This window comes from Sulfitobacter sp. 1A15106, from assembly GCF_043556995.1.
GTDB classification, from domain to species: Bacteria; Pseudomonadota; Alphaproteobacteria; order Rhodobacterales; family Rhodobacteraceae; genus Sulfitobacter; species Sulfitobacter faviae.
Window position 1 is genome coordinate 46,192 of sequence record NZ_JBIFFM010000014.1, and the last position, 14,792, is coordinate 60,983.

A 14,792-nucleotide genomic window follows, 5' to 3' on the forward strand; every position below is an offset into this window, starting at 1 on the left:
TCGCCAAACTGACGGGCCAGACGTTGTTCTGCGGGCTTCAATTGCATGGTAGCCCCTCTTGATACAGTTCGGCAACTTTGCTGCCGTCAAATGCACATTGCTACCGCCTTGTATCTTTCATGAAGGCTCTGAGAGAATGCTACAAGTGTGTATCATTGATCAATGAGGCTCTACGCGCGCGACCTTCGAAAGGCGGTGCTTAGGAGCGGTCGAGAATTCGCCGGGAGCATTGTCCACATCAGTATAAGGGGGGCATTTTTGGACGCCGATCACCCCCCTACAGGGCCAAGCTTCCAAGTCTGTTCACAGATGAACTTCCCGTCTCCCAGTTGTGCTCCTGCACTCACATCAAGTCTTTGACCGCCTGTCGATCCTTTCTATAGTTTTCGCCCGATAGTGCGTAGTCGTTCGCCAACTTCCATTTTGCGCGATATGCCTCAGGCGTCAGTCCACGCACTTGGCTTAGGTGGCGCCGCAGAAGGCTCATCTTTCCCCCATTCAAGGCAAGCGGAAAGATGAAAGTCACCCTCTTGGTCCTATTCATCGACTTCGCTGCAATACGCGCCAAGACTGGCAGGCAAAAATACGACAAAAGTCGTTCCTTCTCCTGGACGGCTGGATACTGAAATCTCGCCCCCCATCCGCTCAACTTCGCGGCGAACGATGCTCATACCCAACCCTGTACCTCCGCCTTGACGTGCCGTTCTTGGATTGTGGGCTTCGAACTCCTCGAACAGCCTTCCGAGTTGCTCAGATTCAATACCACAACCCGTATCGCTAATGCGGAGGGTGACACCATCACGGCAGCGCTCTGGGGCGATCGCAGCATGCACTTCGCCCACGGAAGTAAACTTCACCGCGTTGGATAGAAGGCGCTGAATGACTTGAGTGAGCGATTGCGCATCAAAGAGTAAAAGCGGGTTATCTTTAAGGCTGCAGGTGAACGTAAGACCTATCCCTTTAGCCTTAGCGGCGCCTTGATGCTCTTCTACAATGCTACGAACGACTTCCGTTAGGTTAAAGGTTTCCGCGGCAATAGAAGAGCTGGCATCGTCTAAGTCAGCAATTCGCACGAGATCATCCGCAACTGCGCTCAGCCGAGAGACATTCCGCTCGATTACGCCAACAAGATTGCGCGCTTTCTCATCGGTAATAAGTGTACTTAGAAGGCGGGTTGCTCCCCCAATCGAACTCAGTGGGGTTCGCACTTCATGGTTGGCATGCGACAGAAAGCTTGCCCGGGTTGCCGCTGCTTGCTCGGCTAGGCGTTTGGCTTTTACGCGTCCGGTTTCAGCAGAGTTCAAGTGAAGCTGATCAGCTGCGATGGAAGCCAATCGGGTAAGGATTTCGACATCATTCTCATCCCAGTTCCTCGGTTGATGGTCTATACAGCATAAAGCACCAACTACGTTCCCTTGTTCATTGCGAAACGGAACCCCAAGATACCCGATGATCCCGAACTCTGCGACAGCTGGGTTATACTTAAGTTCGGGGTGTGTTCGAGCGTCTCGAACCAAAAGCGGCTTACCGCTGTCGCGCACATACTTGCAAAAAGAATGGCTTAGCGGTGTTGCGCGCGTTTGGAAAAGCTCTCCTGTCAAGCCAGAAGCTGATTTAAAAATCTGCTGGCCCCCGGCATCGTCGATAATCGTAAGAAGAGATACAGGCGCCTGCATGGTAAGGGATGCTATGTTCGTGAGCTTATCAAAGCGCGCGTCTCGCTCAGATAAAGACGCCCCCAGATCTATGGCTTCAGTTTCGCGGAAAGCGTGGGAAACATCATAATCTAAGGTCACAATTCCATCCTCTGGCTTACCGTTTGAGCAAAATCAAAGCTGCGGGGACAATCAATAGCAAACCCGCCTATCCACACTAAAAAGTAGCGAATATTGCAAGGTGTTGGTGTAACTTAGGTTTTCCGCGCTTTTGCCGTATTTTGCGCGATTCTCCCGGTTTTTTCGTCAAACAGCCTACGTGCCAACATTGCTCGCCTGGCGGAACGAACGGAGAGCATTGATGATCACCGAACTGAAGTCGATCCCGGACATCTGGAAAAGAATGCCGAGCGAGATGCACGCGCGACGCTTTCTGGAAAATCTCATATGGTCAACTGGCAGGCACTGTCCGCACTGCGGGTCGGTGGCCTCGTCGCCGCTACGAGGCAAGACATGCCGCCCTGGGCTTTACCAGTGTCGTGATTGCCGTCTCCAGTTCACGGTCACCACACTGACACCGATGCATAGCACCAAGCTCGACTTGCGTGTCTGAATTTCCGCGATGTTCTTGGTGCTGACATCGAGCAAGGGGATCTCTTCGGTCGTGATGGCGCGGCTACTTGGCGTCAACCAGAAGACCGCCTGGAAAATGGGGCATGCGATCCGAGAGATGATGTATTACCGCAATGGTGAGCTGCTGCCTCTGGAGGACATTGTCGAGGTCGATGAGGCCTATGTCGGAGGAGCACCGAAGTCTCTGTCAGGTACCTACAACAAAAGGGGAAAGGGCACAGCAAAGCCGATGATCTTCGTCGCGGCCTCTCGCGACGGACAGGCGCGCGCCAGGGTCGTTTCTGATTACAAACGGACCACGCTCGAGCCGGTTCTTCTGGAATGGGTCGATCCGGCGACGATCAGTCTAATGACCGATGGCAGCAAGAGCTACATCGGACTCGGAAAGACCATGGCCGACCATCAGTCTGTGATCCATAGCCGGAAAGAATACGCCAATCCAGAGACCGGCGCGCACGTGAACACGGCCGATGCCGTGATCTCCCAGGTGCAACGTGCCCTGGTCGGGGTCTACCACAATCTTGGAAGGCAGCACCTTCAGCGATACCTCGACGAGATTGTCTGGCGGTGGAACCACCGTGAGCCCGTTCGGGAAGTGGTCAAGCAATGGACCACGAGAGCCGGCGTTGCACGAGAGAAATCGACAACAATCTGGCGGCCGATCCCAGTGGTTGACCAGATGCGCGTCCTCCTACAGGGCGCGGTCGGCAAGCAAGTCCACCGCTCGAAGGAATACGGCCTATGCAGGCCGTTATGCTGACGCATTCCGTTCCGTGGGACATACAGAGCACGCATTGCTGCGATCCCAAAGAACGGAATGCGTCATCGCGTGCGGGGCACCAAGTCTACTTCCTTCTTGCCCCAAGATAACGACTAATATAGTATCCATAATAGCAAAAAATCCTAATAAAGGATATCATAATGACCCTTAAGCTTAATCTCGACACGCCGTCCGAGATGCAGGATAGGGTTCGCGCGGCTGCTCGTGACCGCCGGCTCGCACTTGGGCTAACTCAGAGCGACCTGGCCACGCGGTCCGGAGTTCCTCTGGCGACCCTAAAAGTCTTCGAGCAGAAGGGGAAGATCAGCCTCACTGGCCTGCTCGCCATCGCCGACGCGCTCGACGCCATCGCTGGCTTCGGCACCCTGTTCCCGGCTGTCGAGGCGACCCGTCTCGATGATCTCGACAAGCCAACGACGCGACAGCGCGCTCGCAACTGCAGGAGTTCGTAACCATGGCCCGCCGTCTTCGCGTCGATATCGCCTTCGACTCGGACGATGTCCGCCCCGTGGGACAGATCGCTTGGGATTCCGCCCGCCGCTCCGCTGCGGTCGAATGGGACCCCTCTTTCGTCGCAGCCCCGCTCCCAATCTCGCCCTACCACATCAAGACGCTGGCCGGGCTCTATCGCACCGGCAATACGGCCGCCTTCGAAGGCCTGCCTGGAGTCTTCGGCGACTCGCTCCCTGACGGCTGGGGACGGTTGCTCATCGACCGCGAACTCGAGCGCCGCGGCAGCGGTCGCACCGCCATCACTCCGGTTGACCGTCTGGCGATCGTCGGCACCCACGGCATGGGCGCCCTCATCTATCGTCCAGAAGAGCAAGTGGTCGGCCCGAACAGCGTCGACCTCGAGTGGTTCGCCGATCTCGCGACCAGCATGGCCGAAGACGCTTCCGTGGAGGACCTCCGCAAGGCCCGCGCGGCGGCCGGTGGCTCTGCCGGCGCCCGACCGAAACTCGTGGCCCTGCTCGATGTGGAGACCGGCCGCGTGCGCGACCATCGGCGAACCCCGGAGCGCGGCGAACGGCAGGTGCTGATCAAGCACCGGGCGACAACCGACAGCCCGACCGCGATCGAAGAGGAAGAGGCCTACGCGAGGATGGCGCGGGCGGCCGGTATCGCCATGCCCTGGACGATGGTGCTGCGCTCTGGGCGCGGCGATGCTTTCTTTGCCGTTGAGCGCTTTGACCGCAGAGGCGCCGGACGGGTGCATATGCATACCGCCGCTGGCATGCTCGACGTCGACTTCCGGCAGCCGTCCACCGATTACGAGAACCTGCATAAGCTGGTGCGTTGGACCACCCGGCATGCTGGAGATCAGGACGAAATGTTCCGCAGGATGGCCTTCAACGTCCTCGCCCACAATCGGGATGATCACCTGAAGAACCACGCCTTCCTGATGGACGCTGGGGGCGGTTGGCGCTTGTCGCCGGCCTACGACGTCAGCTTCTCCGACGGGCCCGGCGGCGAGCACCATCTCGCCATCGCCGGAGAGGGGCGCCGACCCGGCAGGAAGCATGTAGAGGCAGTCGGGCAGGCGCTCGGGATGAAACCTGCAGCGATCGCCGCGCTCATTGATCCGGTTCGCGCCGCCATCGCCGACTGGCCGCGACACGCAGACGCCGCCGGAGTTCCGTCGCGGCGCACCAAGCAGATCGCCGGCTACTTCGCCACGTAAGGCCGGGTTGCGAGACACCAGTGTTACCCCCCCTCCGCACATGCAGGTGCCGACCAGGCGTCTCCGTCGCACGAGACCTGTGGCAAATGCTTTGAGTCCTACACTCCCCGTGCCCGTATCACCGTTGTCAGGTCGGCGCCATTGCGCTGCTGGACTGGAATCGTCATCCGAGAAGCTTTGCTCGGATGGACCCGGTTCTGGGCTGCCTGAAAAGCAAACCCCCAACTCACCTTGGGACGCCTGTCATGGACGGCGTGCCCCGCTGAACGGAATGCGTCATTGTGATACTGCCGCTTTCTTTGGTGGATAAGCGGGATAGCAAAAAACCGCTTCACACCAAGAAAGCGCAAGAGGCTACCCGAGATATGCAGATATATAATTGATTCTATTTAATAAATTTCGCTACTGTACAATTCTAAGCACCTAAAGGAAATACGGAGGCCGAAATATGTCAACAAACAGGCGCCGACTTCTTCCCCTTTAACACCATTTGAAATGTCTTGCCGGAAGGGTGAGCCAGTAGTCCGTCTGTTCAACCATAGCCAAAGCCACAATTCCACGATTTCACAGCCCAAGCCTCCGCCAAGAGCCGCCTGACTGCTCGGGCCGCCAGATCGTCTATCGAGCGTCCTTTTGGATGCCCGCGAAGGCCCCACGTATCAGTTTTTTGTCGACCTCTATTACGAACCATTGGACCCTGAGGCCCCAAGTCAAAATCCGCCCCTAAAGGACTTTGATTGTCAATCGGCACGCAACCATAACCCCTTATCGGCACCCAATAGTGACACCCCTCTGGGCGCTCGGTAGCTGGCCGGATGCAAAGGGGTGATTTTGTATGACGCGCACCCCTTAGGGATACCCGAAGTCAGGTTTAAGCTAGGTGACGCATTGCTCGTCTGCCGCCTATGCCCTGCCTCGCTGTACTGCAAGCCTTACCCCAAGACCATGTTTACAGGTCATCGGCGCCGCGAGAACGACCCCATCTAACCCGCCTCCGTGAAACCCTTCACCATTATCTAAAGTCTGACCCAAATCGGAAGGCGCGGACATATATGAAAAGCCGTTACCCAGGGGCTGATCATTGAGATGCTTGCCACGTCCGCGCGACTTTACTGGCACGCAGCCCTAGAGGGGCATTGTCATATTCAGCTCACGCTTCAAGACCGCCGATTTACTGGCGTCATTCTTAGTGGATTTGAGCCAAGCTTCGCATCCCTCAGCAACATCTCGGCAAAAGCGGTCCGCGTGGAGCTGAAGCGCCCGGTTCTTATGCATGCAGTGCTCTTCCGCGACTTGGGTAAACTGAAACCGATCAAGAGCATCTGTTCCATACCGGCGCCGACCTGCCTCCGAGTCCTGCTCCTGATAGAGCATCGCGCACCTCAAGGCATAGCAGTCGAACCCGGAGAACAGCGCCTGTTGCCCAGACAAAAGACGGGTTCGATACTTAACGCCCACCCATTTATCGAACCACTGTGCGTATCTTTGCGGCGCAGCGCTTTCGGGGCTTTCCACGGCACCGGCCATCTCCGGCAGGGTCAGCGCAAGGCACAGTGCCGCAGGCCAGTTTTTTGCTTTGAGGCACTGCTCAAGAGATGCGACAAAGACCTGCACGTCAATCTCCTATCTTGGATGCTCCAACCCGCACCGGGGGCATTCCAACGTCGCTTCCGTCCAGCTCTCCCCATCCGCTTGGTAATATCCATGACCCATGAGCCAACAAATTGGTCGGAGCAACCAAGATTTCGCCCCCCGTCTGCGGTCCGGCTCCTTCCAGGTAATCCTCGCCATTCCCGTTTCCCCTGATCTAAACAAGCAATACGTGCAGTATAGGCAGCTTTTTCCTAGACCGTGTCAAAAACCACGGTAGAAAGCAGCGCCAGCGCCCCAACGGTTGCCCGCCAAACGGTTACCCCTTACGCACCTTTAACCAATTTTGATCTCCGCCCTCTCTGCAAGAGCACGGATCACCAAGGCCGCATCTGACATGATGCTTCCTGCGAGGCGGGGACTGCAAGAGATAACGCCGACCTTCATGTCCTCCAAAGATCCGAGCACCTCAGACAGCGCTTCAGGATCAAGCGGCGCGCCTCCTTGGCTTAGGGTGTTACTCTTTGGCACGTTATTACTCTTTCTGCCGCCAGTAGGTCAGTCGATATGCCCGTCGCCATCGCAGACCACGCAAAGCCATTGCGCCTTTTCGCGATAGACGACAGCTCTCTGCCAGTGCTTCGGCAGACCTTCCACCGACAGGGCTATGGGGAGAGACGCAGTTCTTCAGGTCGCAAAAGTATTTTTCCGAAGCGGTTACCCTCGCACACTTACAGAGGCGAAAATTCCATTGAATGTTCAAAGGATAAATTCATATAGAGAAGCAGTCTGTTGGCCGATCGCGCAACGCCCAAAAGCCTTAGGAGCCATGCCCTATGAAACTTTTCATCGTGATATCAGCCCTGCTTCTCTCCGCTTGCGCTTCTTACGAAAAAGGCGAACTCCCGTTGATACGCGACCCCCAGACAGGCGAGATGCGGCCTTGCGGCCACATTGGGATCTTAGGAGACTGCAAGCACTACATGTGAGGACGGCTTCTTGCCAAGGTGCCCGATCGGACGCCCTTCGAACTGACCCTCTCCTGTGCAAACAACGATGTTTCCATCATTCGACGCGCGCACGAACGCGCCCTGAACTTGAATGTAGTCACTAACTAAGATGGTTCGGATCATAAGGCTCCCCCGCGGCAAGTTTCTGCCCCTTTCTATGGCGGCTCTGAATTACAGTAAACCGCAGAAAAGCCGCTGTAGCAAAAGCGTAATGCGTCCCCGCTTCACCTCAGGCGGCGCACATCCCAAAGCATAGGAAGAACCTCAGCACGGCCCGCGCGACCTGCCACGTTTCTTTACATCTCAGGCTTGGTCCGAATGGTTCATCAATGAGGACAGAGCCGTGATGACTTGTGCGTGTACGAAGGGCTTTGGGATCATGGTGCTTTCCGGGACACCCTTAGCGCTCCATTCATGAGAGCTGTCACCGCTCATATAGACGACCGGAATTTCAGATTGATACGCCCGGATGTGGTTTGCGAGGTCCCATCCGTTCGGCCCCTTGCCAAGATTTATATCGGTGACGACCGCGTCGATGCCCGACGGGTCAGCTTCAAAAATCTCCATGGCTTTGGCACCGTTAATTGCCGGGACCACGTCAAACCCTTCGTCAACAAGGGCCGCTTCGATGTCCAAGAGAATAAGCGCCTCATCTTCGACCAGTAATACGACTTTGGCGTTCATTCTCAATCCTGCTCAACTGCTCAACCTCAACCATGCAAAAGCTGTTCAGTTCCGCACCATACTACCTAAATTCCGGATGTTGCAGACGCAACGCAGCTCCTTCTACGCGCCGCATGCGCATCGCAGTGCCACCGAGGCAGACAGGGACGCATAAATTCACGGTCTTTGGGCCACACCAGACCCACGCCAGCGTTGCATGCGGGCCTTTTCTCCTCCCCCGGCATAGGCTCGTGCGATGACCCGCTATACCTAGAGACGCTGGCTCATAGACTTCCGGTAAAATACCTCTAAGTGCAGACCGTTGCCGGAGCGCTATGTCTTTCCGTCCAGCAACTGCAGGGGAAGTCTTCATGGTGACCAGGACGATTACCGGCTCCGTGCGCGCCGCGACCATATTCATCGCCGCGACCTTTTTTATCTATTCAAGCATCCTGGCGGTGCTTGTCTATCAAGAGTTCAACTCGGCGGAAGATCGGGCCGAGAGCTCGGTGGCCGCCGCCGCAAAGGCTGTCCAGATCAACACCGGCTGGATCGTCGAAGTGGCCCAACAGGCACTGCGCCGGATGGATTTTGCATTGGGTGCCGATGTTCGGGCCAACCAGGCTGCAACCTTAGCGACCATCGAGGATGCGTTAGAAGGACTGCCCGACAGCGCCAAAGCCTATATCGTGACCGCCGAGGGGCAAACCCTTTACACTACTGACCCCGATGCGCCCAATATAGATATTCGCGACAGAGAGTATTTTACGGCCCCCGCCGGAGGGCAGCAGTTCTTTACCTCTTCACTTCTTACCAGCCGCATCGACGGCAGCCCAATATTCACATTCAGTCAACGCCTTGAGCGGGAGGGCGTGTTTGTAGGTGTCGCGATCATTTCCTTTGATGCGGCCTTGCTGGAAGATCTGCTGACATCTCTCGGCCTTGGGCAAAGCGCTGCTCTGGCGATCTTGCGTACAGATGGCATGTTGGTGGCCCGTTTCCCCCCGGTCGATGGCCCCGTGGACCTGAGGCAACACACAATCTTCAAAGATCACTTGCCCAACGCGGATGCGGGGACCTATATCGACACGTCCCCCATAGACGGAGAGAAAAGGTTTGTAGGCTATCAAACCCTCCCAAACAGGGGGCTCATCGCCATCGCGTCAAATGGCTATGAAGAAGCCATGGCGCGTTTCTGGCGGCGTATTCAGGTGTTTTTGGCGATTGTCATCCCCACCCTTCTGGCCCTCGCGGCATGTGCCATCTGGATCATCCGGCTTTTGAGGCGGGAAGCACAAAAAAACGAGGCCCTCGAGGAAGCGCTTGAACGAAATGCAATGCTGTTTCGGGAAATCCACCATCGGGTCAAAAACAACATGCAGGCGATGCAAGCACTGGTCGCCATGCACAAACTTCCCAAAGCCGTGGAGACCAACTTCAAGCTGCGCCTCTCTGCCATGTCCACCGTCCACGAGCATATGTACAACCACGACAAATATGCCACCCTAGATGCGCCGGCCTTCATCACTTCAGTGACGCAAAACATCTTCAAGGCTCATGGCGCTTCAGATCACCTAAGCCTCGATATAGATCAGGTTTCGATTGACCATGAGCAAGCCACCTCACTGGCGATGCTGATCAACGAAGTCGTCACCAACTCCCTAAAACACGCGAAATCAGAAGAAGGCACCGCAGAGATCCGCGTGAGCCTTAAGCTCCTTACCAACGAGCAAGCCAACCTCATCATAGCCGACAACGGACCGGGGTTTGACCCCAGGACACGTCCCATCAACATGGGGACCAAAATCATCCGAGGCATGGCCCTGCAATTGCACGGCACCTACAGCTATGCGTTCGACGAGGGAACGATCTTTTCTCTCGAATTCCCCGTGGCGTGACCGCTCCTAAGATCGAAGGGGGCATCGGCGCCGGAGCAGCACTTTGGACAAGATAAGCGCTTTAGCTTTGATCATTTTTAATGGGCGTCGCTCGCGCCCTCCTTTTGCAACATGTCGTCGCGCAGTGGCACGGTTTGCCGTTCGATCATTCGATGCACTTCGGGCGGTGTCTCTCCGCGATGTAGCCGTCTGAGCTGATCCGATAGCTCTGCATCTGCATTGGTCCGCCGCTCATTGTGACGGACGTATTCGGCCCAGGTTGGCACATGATAGCTTTCACTCCAGTGCTCTGGCCGGTGCAGATCGCGCAACAGCGCCCATTGCTGCGCACCGTCGCGGATGCGCACCCGACGCCGGAGACTCATCGCGGCTAGAAACTCCGGCACATCGGACTGCGCGATCTCATAATCAACCATGACCATCACTGGTCCGCTGCGATAGCTAAGATCAAACCGCGTGTCGGGCTCTTTGAAGCGGTTTAGGGGATCAAGATTGAGCCCGCTGAACTCAGGCAGCGGCAGCGGCAAGCCGATCAACGCGCCGATTAAAAGCATTACGCTGGCCCCGACGAGAGCGACTTCCGGGCCGCCCCGGTCAGCGACGATCCCCCAGATCAGACTGCCAGCGGCCATGCCCCCGAAGGTGCCGGTCTGATAAAGGGCGATTACCCGGCCCACGACCCAACGCGGCGTCGAAAGTTGGATCGTCACGTTGAACATCGACAGTGAAAGCACCCAGCACGCACCGGCCAGCATCAAAGCGCCGCCCGACAGAGCAGGATGCGTACTCACTGCCAGCACGACACAGCTCAGTGCGAACCCAACAAAACCGCCACGCGCGATGATCTCATTCCGAAATCGCGCCCGCAGAGCCGCATTCGTCAAGGCGCCGAAGACGGCGCCCATGCCAAAACAGCCTAGCATAATGCCATAGACAAAAGCTGTCGCCTGAAGCGTCTCGCGCACCACGACCGGCAGCAGGGCCAACAATGCTATGGCCGAAAGGCCGAACCAGAAACCGCGCAGGATGACACGCATCAAATTGGGCGACATGGCAACATAGCGCAGCCCCGCAGAAAAGGCGCTGCCCATCGGTTCACGTGGTAAATGCGTGTCGCGCAGGGGCGCTTTCCAGCGCAGCAAAGCCAGAATGATCGCCACATAGCTTAGCGCATTGACAGCAAAGGCAGCCGCGGCTCCCGCGATCGCGACAATCGCCCCGCCTGCCGCAGGCCCGATGCTGCGCATCAGGTTGAACCCCATCGAGTTCAGCGATACCGCCGAGGGCAGCTCTTCCCGGCTAACAATGTCACCCATGGTCGCCTGCCAAGATGGGTTGTGCAGCGCGGTGCCACAACCAATAGAGAATGTGAACGCTAAGAGCAGCCACGGCGTAAGCCAGCCCTCAAAGGCCATAAAGGTCAGTAGAATTGAGACCCCGAACATAAAACTCTGCGCGATCAACATGACCCGGCGGCGGTCAAAGTTATCGGCAAAGACCCCCGCCAGCAGCGAAAAAATCATGATCGGAAGCGCGACAGAGCCCTGTACCAACGCCACCATGTTCTGCGACTCTGACAGCGACGTCATAAGCCAGGCCGCGCCCACCGCTTGCACCAGCCCGCCGAAGTTCGACGCCAGCGCGGCGATCCAAAGAGAACGGAAAGTCTGGTTGCGAAAGAGGATTAGGGGCGAAATGCGGTCGGGCAAAACTAGGGGCCTCGTATAGCTGTCCCTATTCGATATGTGGTTTGTCCCCTAACTGTCGATACCGCCCCGTATTATCTTGCAATTGGGACTTGCGCAGCGCCCCCCGCAGCAAAGACCCGTCCCGACAGTAAGCTTCAAAACCCGTCAGAGGCATGCCAACGGTGCGCATCGCGCAGCATTTGCGGCATAGTGGAGCGTGATGGGGTCCAGCCCAATTGCGTTCTGGCTTTATCGGACCCGCAGACCAGCTTCACCGCATCCCCCGCACGACGCGGGCCTTCTTCGATCGGCACAGGGCCATTGGTGACAGCGGCGGCAGCTGCCACAACTTCGCGCACCGAAAAACCATCGCCCGTGCCAAGACAAAAGACTTCTGAAGATTTCCCCTCCTCCAGCCATTTCAGGCCCGCCACATGGGCATCGACCAGATCGCTAACATGCACATAGTCGCGGATGCAGGTGCCGTCCGCAGTGTCATAATCAGTGCCAAAGATGGTGAGCGCTCCGCGTGCCCCAGCGACAGCTTGTAGGATCAGCGGCACCAAATGTGTCTCTGGGTCATGTGCCTCGCCCACCTCGGCATCAGGGTCGGCCCCTGCCACATTGAAGTAGCGGAAAATTACATAGGTCAGCCCCTTGGGTGAAAAATCCCGCAGCATCTGTTCGATCGCCAGCTTCGAGCCGCCATAGGCATTGATCGGATGCTGCTCGGTTTCTTCATTCAACACCACCCCATCTTGATCGCCATAGGTGGCACAGGTGGAAGAAAAGATGAACTTGTCGATCCCTGCCGCCTGCGTCGCCTCAATTAGGTTCAGCCCACCCAACACGTTTTCACGCCAGTAGCGCCCCGGATCTTGCATGGACTCGCCCACTTGGCTCAGGGCTGCAAAATGCATCACCGCAATGGGGGCATGTTCCGCCAGTACGGCATCGATCGCCGCACGGTTCAACAGATCACCCTCAACAAGCGGGCCGAATTTGACCGCCGCCCGGTGTCCGGTGCTTAAGTTGTCAAATGCAACCGGCGTATATCCCGCCTGTGCCAGCGCCTTACATGCGTGGGCACCAATATAACCCGCCCCACCGGTCACCAGTACTTTTGCCATGGGTCACCCTCTCGTTTGTCCATATTATTAGGGGTATCAATGCCCAAACTACAGCGTTTCGCTCACCACCCCGGCCCGCTTCAAACTCTCTATTTCCTCCGCAACCACCGCAGCAAAGGCCTGGCCGACCGTGCTTAAAGGACGCCCATGAGGAACGAATTGGGCAATGTCCCATGTGATTGATGGGATCAGCCGGTGGACCGAGACCCGGTTCAGATCAAGGAGTTGATGCGCCACGGGATCAATGATCGCGATACCTTCTCCGCGCTCTACAAGCCGGACAATGCCGTGGATGGTCCGAAGCTCCGCGGCGATCGTGCGGTTGACCTGAATGGTCTCCATCATCAGATCGATCCGCCGCCGCAGCGGGCTGCCCTGGGACAGGTCGATGAACATCTCCTTGCGCAGCCGCGGCAAGGGAATTTCTTCTATATTCTCCAGCGGATGCCCTTTCGGCAGAATGCAGGTCGCCTCGCAATGGGCCAGGGACAGGGCTTCCCCGCCGAAAGCCTCGGCGTTGAGCGTGATGCCAAAGGCCAGATCGCAGCGGTTCTCGCTAATCATTTGAAGCATTTCCGCCATGCCGACATCGGCGATTTGCACCGTGGCTTGTGGATGCTCCTTACGAAACTGAGCAAGCGCATCCAGCAGGAAGGTGTCACAAAAGACCGGTTGCGCCGCGATCACAAGGTGCCCAACCTGACCGCTGGCAATCGCCTTGGCTTCCTGCTCCAGATTGCGCAGTCCTGCGAGATAATGAACCACGCTCTGATGAAAACTGAAGGCTTCGACTGTCGGCGTGAGGCGGTTTCGCTTGCGCTGGAAGAGTTCGAACCCCGCTTTCTCCTCCAAGGAGGACAGCAAACGGCTGACCATCGGCTGGCTCAACTCCAAATGCTCCGCCGCGAGCTTCATGCCGCCCAACCGCATATAGGCGTCGAAAGCCTGTAATTCTCGTGCCTTGAACATACTGCCTCCCTCAGTATGCAATTTATGCAACAATATCGCGTCTCTTGTCAAATTCAGCATACTGTGGATGGTGGCCGCCATCCAACAGCTCCGGGATGCCGGATAACATCTGAGGTACTCATGAAAAACATAATCGGAACGATTGCACTCTCGCTCATGGCAGTCGGTGGACCGGCGCTCGCCCAATCTTATCCTGAAAAATCCGTGACGCTGGTGGTCCCCTATGGCCCGGGCGGCGCCTCGGACCTGGCGGGCCGGGCCTTGGCGGAAACGGCGCAGCCCTTTCTGGAACAGCCGGTCACAGTTATGAACAAGCCGGGCGCAGGCGGTATGAACGGCGCGCGCTTCGTTTCCGACGCCGATGCGGACGGCTATACGCTGCTGCTCGCGCGGGTTGGCATGGCACTGTCGCCTGCCGTGACACCGGGCGCCGCAGTACCGTGGGACGCCTATACATTCGTCAGCGCGCTCGAAGCGACGCCGATGATCTTGGCCGTGCGCGGCGACGCGCCCTACGGCAGCGTTGACGAGTTGATCGCGGCGGTCAAAGACAGCAAGGGCGCGATGACCTATGCGGCTTCAGGCGCCACTGCGATTGACGGCTTCACCACGCAGGCTCTGCTGGCCGACAACGATCTTGACCCGCTGACCGCGGCAACACTGGTGCCCTACAAAGGCGGCGGTGCCCTTGCGACAGCCCTGCTGGGCGGTCATGTCGATTTCGTCGCGATGGCGGCGGCATCCTTGATGCCCCATATCGAAAGCGGCGACATGAAAGCTCTGATGGTCTTTGCCCCGAAACGTATGGACAGCCTGCCCGAGGTCGCGACAGCGAGCGAGCTGGGTTATGAAAAAGCAGGCCAGATCACCGGTTGGAGCGCGCTTTACGCCCCCAAAGACCTGCCAGAAGACGTGATCGCCAAATGGCAGGACGTTTTGGGCCAAGTGGCGACCGACGAGAAATGGCTCGAACTGGCCGACCGTCGCGGCTCGATCTCCACCATCGGCACGGTGGACATGCCTGACTACGCGAAAAGCCAGTACGAGCTGTTTAACGGCCTGGCCAAAGACTTCGGCTATCTGCCCCAGTAAGC

11 protein-coding genes and 1 pseudogene are annotated in these 14,792 nt (G+C 57.4%); 5 read left to right on the top strand and 7 right to left on the bottom strand.

Annotated features, from left to right (window positions below):
• Positions 1-343 precede the first annotated feature (343 nt).
• Together ACGYKA_RS18125 and ACGYKA_RS18130 are read right to left on the bottom strand one after the other, a co-directional pair.
• The gene (locus tag ACGYKA_RS18125) at positions 344-544 is read right to left on the bottom strand and encodes a MucR family transcriptional regulator (RefSeq protein WP_394406253.1); all 201 of its coding nucleotides are present in this window, start codon (positions 542-544) and stop codon (positions 344-346) included.
• Complete coding sequence (locus tag ACGYKA_RS18130) at positions 537-1,796, bottom strand: GAF domain-containing sensor histidine kinase (protein ID WP_271690046.1); 1,260 nt, start codon at positions 1,794-1,796, stop codon at positions 537-539. Before ACGYKA_RS18130 ends, ACGYKA_RS18125 begins: the two co-directional genes overlap by 8 nt.
• Positions 1,797-2,016: 220 nt before the next feature.
• On the opposite strand from ACGYKA_RS18130, the pseudogene ACGYKA_RS18135 reads away from it, so the two are divergent.
• The 3 genes and pseudogenes from ACGYKA_RS18135 to ACGYKA_RS18145 all read left to right on the top strand — a co-directional run bounded on the left by ACGYKA_RS18135 (position 2,017) and on the right by ACGYKA_RS18145 (position 4,750).
• Positions 2,017-3,048, top strand: a pseudogene (locus tag ACGYKA_RS18135) (IS1595 family transposase).
• Between the two features lie 161 nt (positions 3,049-3,209).
• Positions 3,210-3,521: a helix-turn-helix domain-containing protein gene (locus tag ACGYKA_RS18140; RefSeq protein ID WP_271690045.1), complete on the top strand. Its 312-nt coding sequence runs from the start codon at positions 3,210-3,212 to the stop codon at positions 3,519-3,521.
• Between the two features lie 2 nt (positions 3,522-3,523).
• Entirely contained in the window at positions 3,524-4,750 is a 1,227-nt protein-coding gene (locus tag ACGYKA_RS18145) for a type II toxin-antitoxin system HipA family toxin (protein WP_271690044.1), read from the top strand.
• Between the two features lie 1,125 nt (positions 4,751-5,875).
• Here ACGYKA_RS18145 and ACGYKA_RS18150 read toward each other — a convergent pair.
• Both ACGYKA_RS18150 and ACGYKA_RS18155 read right to left on the bottom strand, forming a co-directional pair.
• Positions 5,876-6,364 (bottom strand): hypothetical protein, encoded by a 489-nt coding sequence (locus ACGYKA_RS18150; RefSeq protein ID WP_276155313.1) that lies wholly within the window; start codon positions 6,362-6,364, stop codon positions 5,876-5,878.
• Positions 6,365-7,653: 1,289 nt separating this feature from the next.
• Positions 7,654-8,034 carry a response regulator gene (locus ACGYKA_RS18155; RefSeq protein ID WP_394439500.1) on the bottom strand — a complete coding sequence of 127 codons (381 nt, stop codon included), beginning with the start codon at positions 8,032-8,034 and terminating at the stop codon, positions 7,654-7,656.
• 350 nt (positions 8,035-8,384) lie between these two features.
• Here ACGYKA_RS18155 and ACGYKA_RS18160 point away from each other — a divergent pair, with 350 nt between their 5' ends.
• On the top strand, positions 8,385-9,911 hold the full coding sequence (locus ACGYKA_RS18160; protein WP_271690037.1) for a sensor histidine kinase: 1,527 nt from the start codon (positions 8,385-8,387) through the stop codon (positions 9,909-9,911).
• 77 nt (positions 9,912-9,988) lie between these two features.
• On the opposite strand, the gene ACGYKA_RS18165 is transcribed toward ACGYKA_RS18160, so the two are convergent.
• From ACGYKA_RS18165 to ACGYKA_RS18175, 3 genes are all read right to left on the bottom strand, one after another.
• Positions 9,989-11,620 carry an MFS transporter gene (locus tag ACGYKA_RS18165; RefSeq protein WP_271690036.1) on the bottom strand — a complete coding sequence of 544 codons (1,632 nt, stop codon included), beginning with the start codon at positions 11,618-11,620 and terminating at the stop codon, positions 9,989-9,991.
• 134 nt (positions 11,621-11,754) lie between these two features.
• A complete protein-coding gene (gene galE, locus ACGYKA_RS18170; protein ID WP_394439504.1) occupies positions 11,755-12,729 on the bottom strand; it encodes a UDP-glucose 4-epimerase GalE in 975 nt (324 codons plus the stop codon).
• 48 nt (positions 12,730-12,777) lie between these two features.
• Positions 12,778-13,779 (bottom strand): LysR family transcriptional regulator, encoded by a 1,002-nt coding sequence (locus tag ACGYKA_RS18175; protein ID WP_394404358.1) that lies wholly within the window; start codon positions 13,777-13,779, stop codon positions 12,778-12,780.
• A 39-nt stretch (positions 13,780-13,818) separates the two neighbouring features.
• Between ACGYKA_RS18175 and ACGYKA_RS18180 the strand changes: the two genes are divergently transcribed.
• On the top strand, positions 13,819-14,790 hold the full coding sequence (locus ACGYKA_RS18180) for a tripartite tricarboxylate transporter substrate binding protein (RefSeq protein WP_271690033.1): 972 nt from the start codon (positions 13,819-13,821) through the stop codon (positions 14,788-14,790).
• The last annotated feature ends 2 nt before the right edge of the window (positions 14,791-14,792 follow it).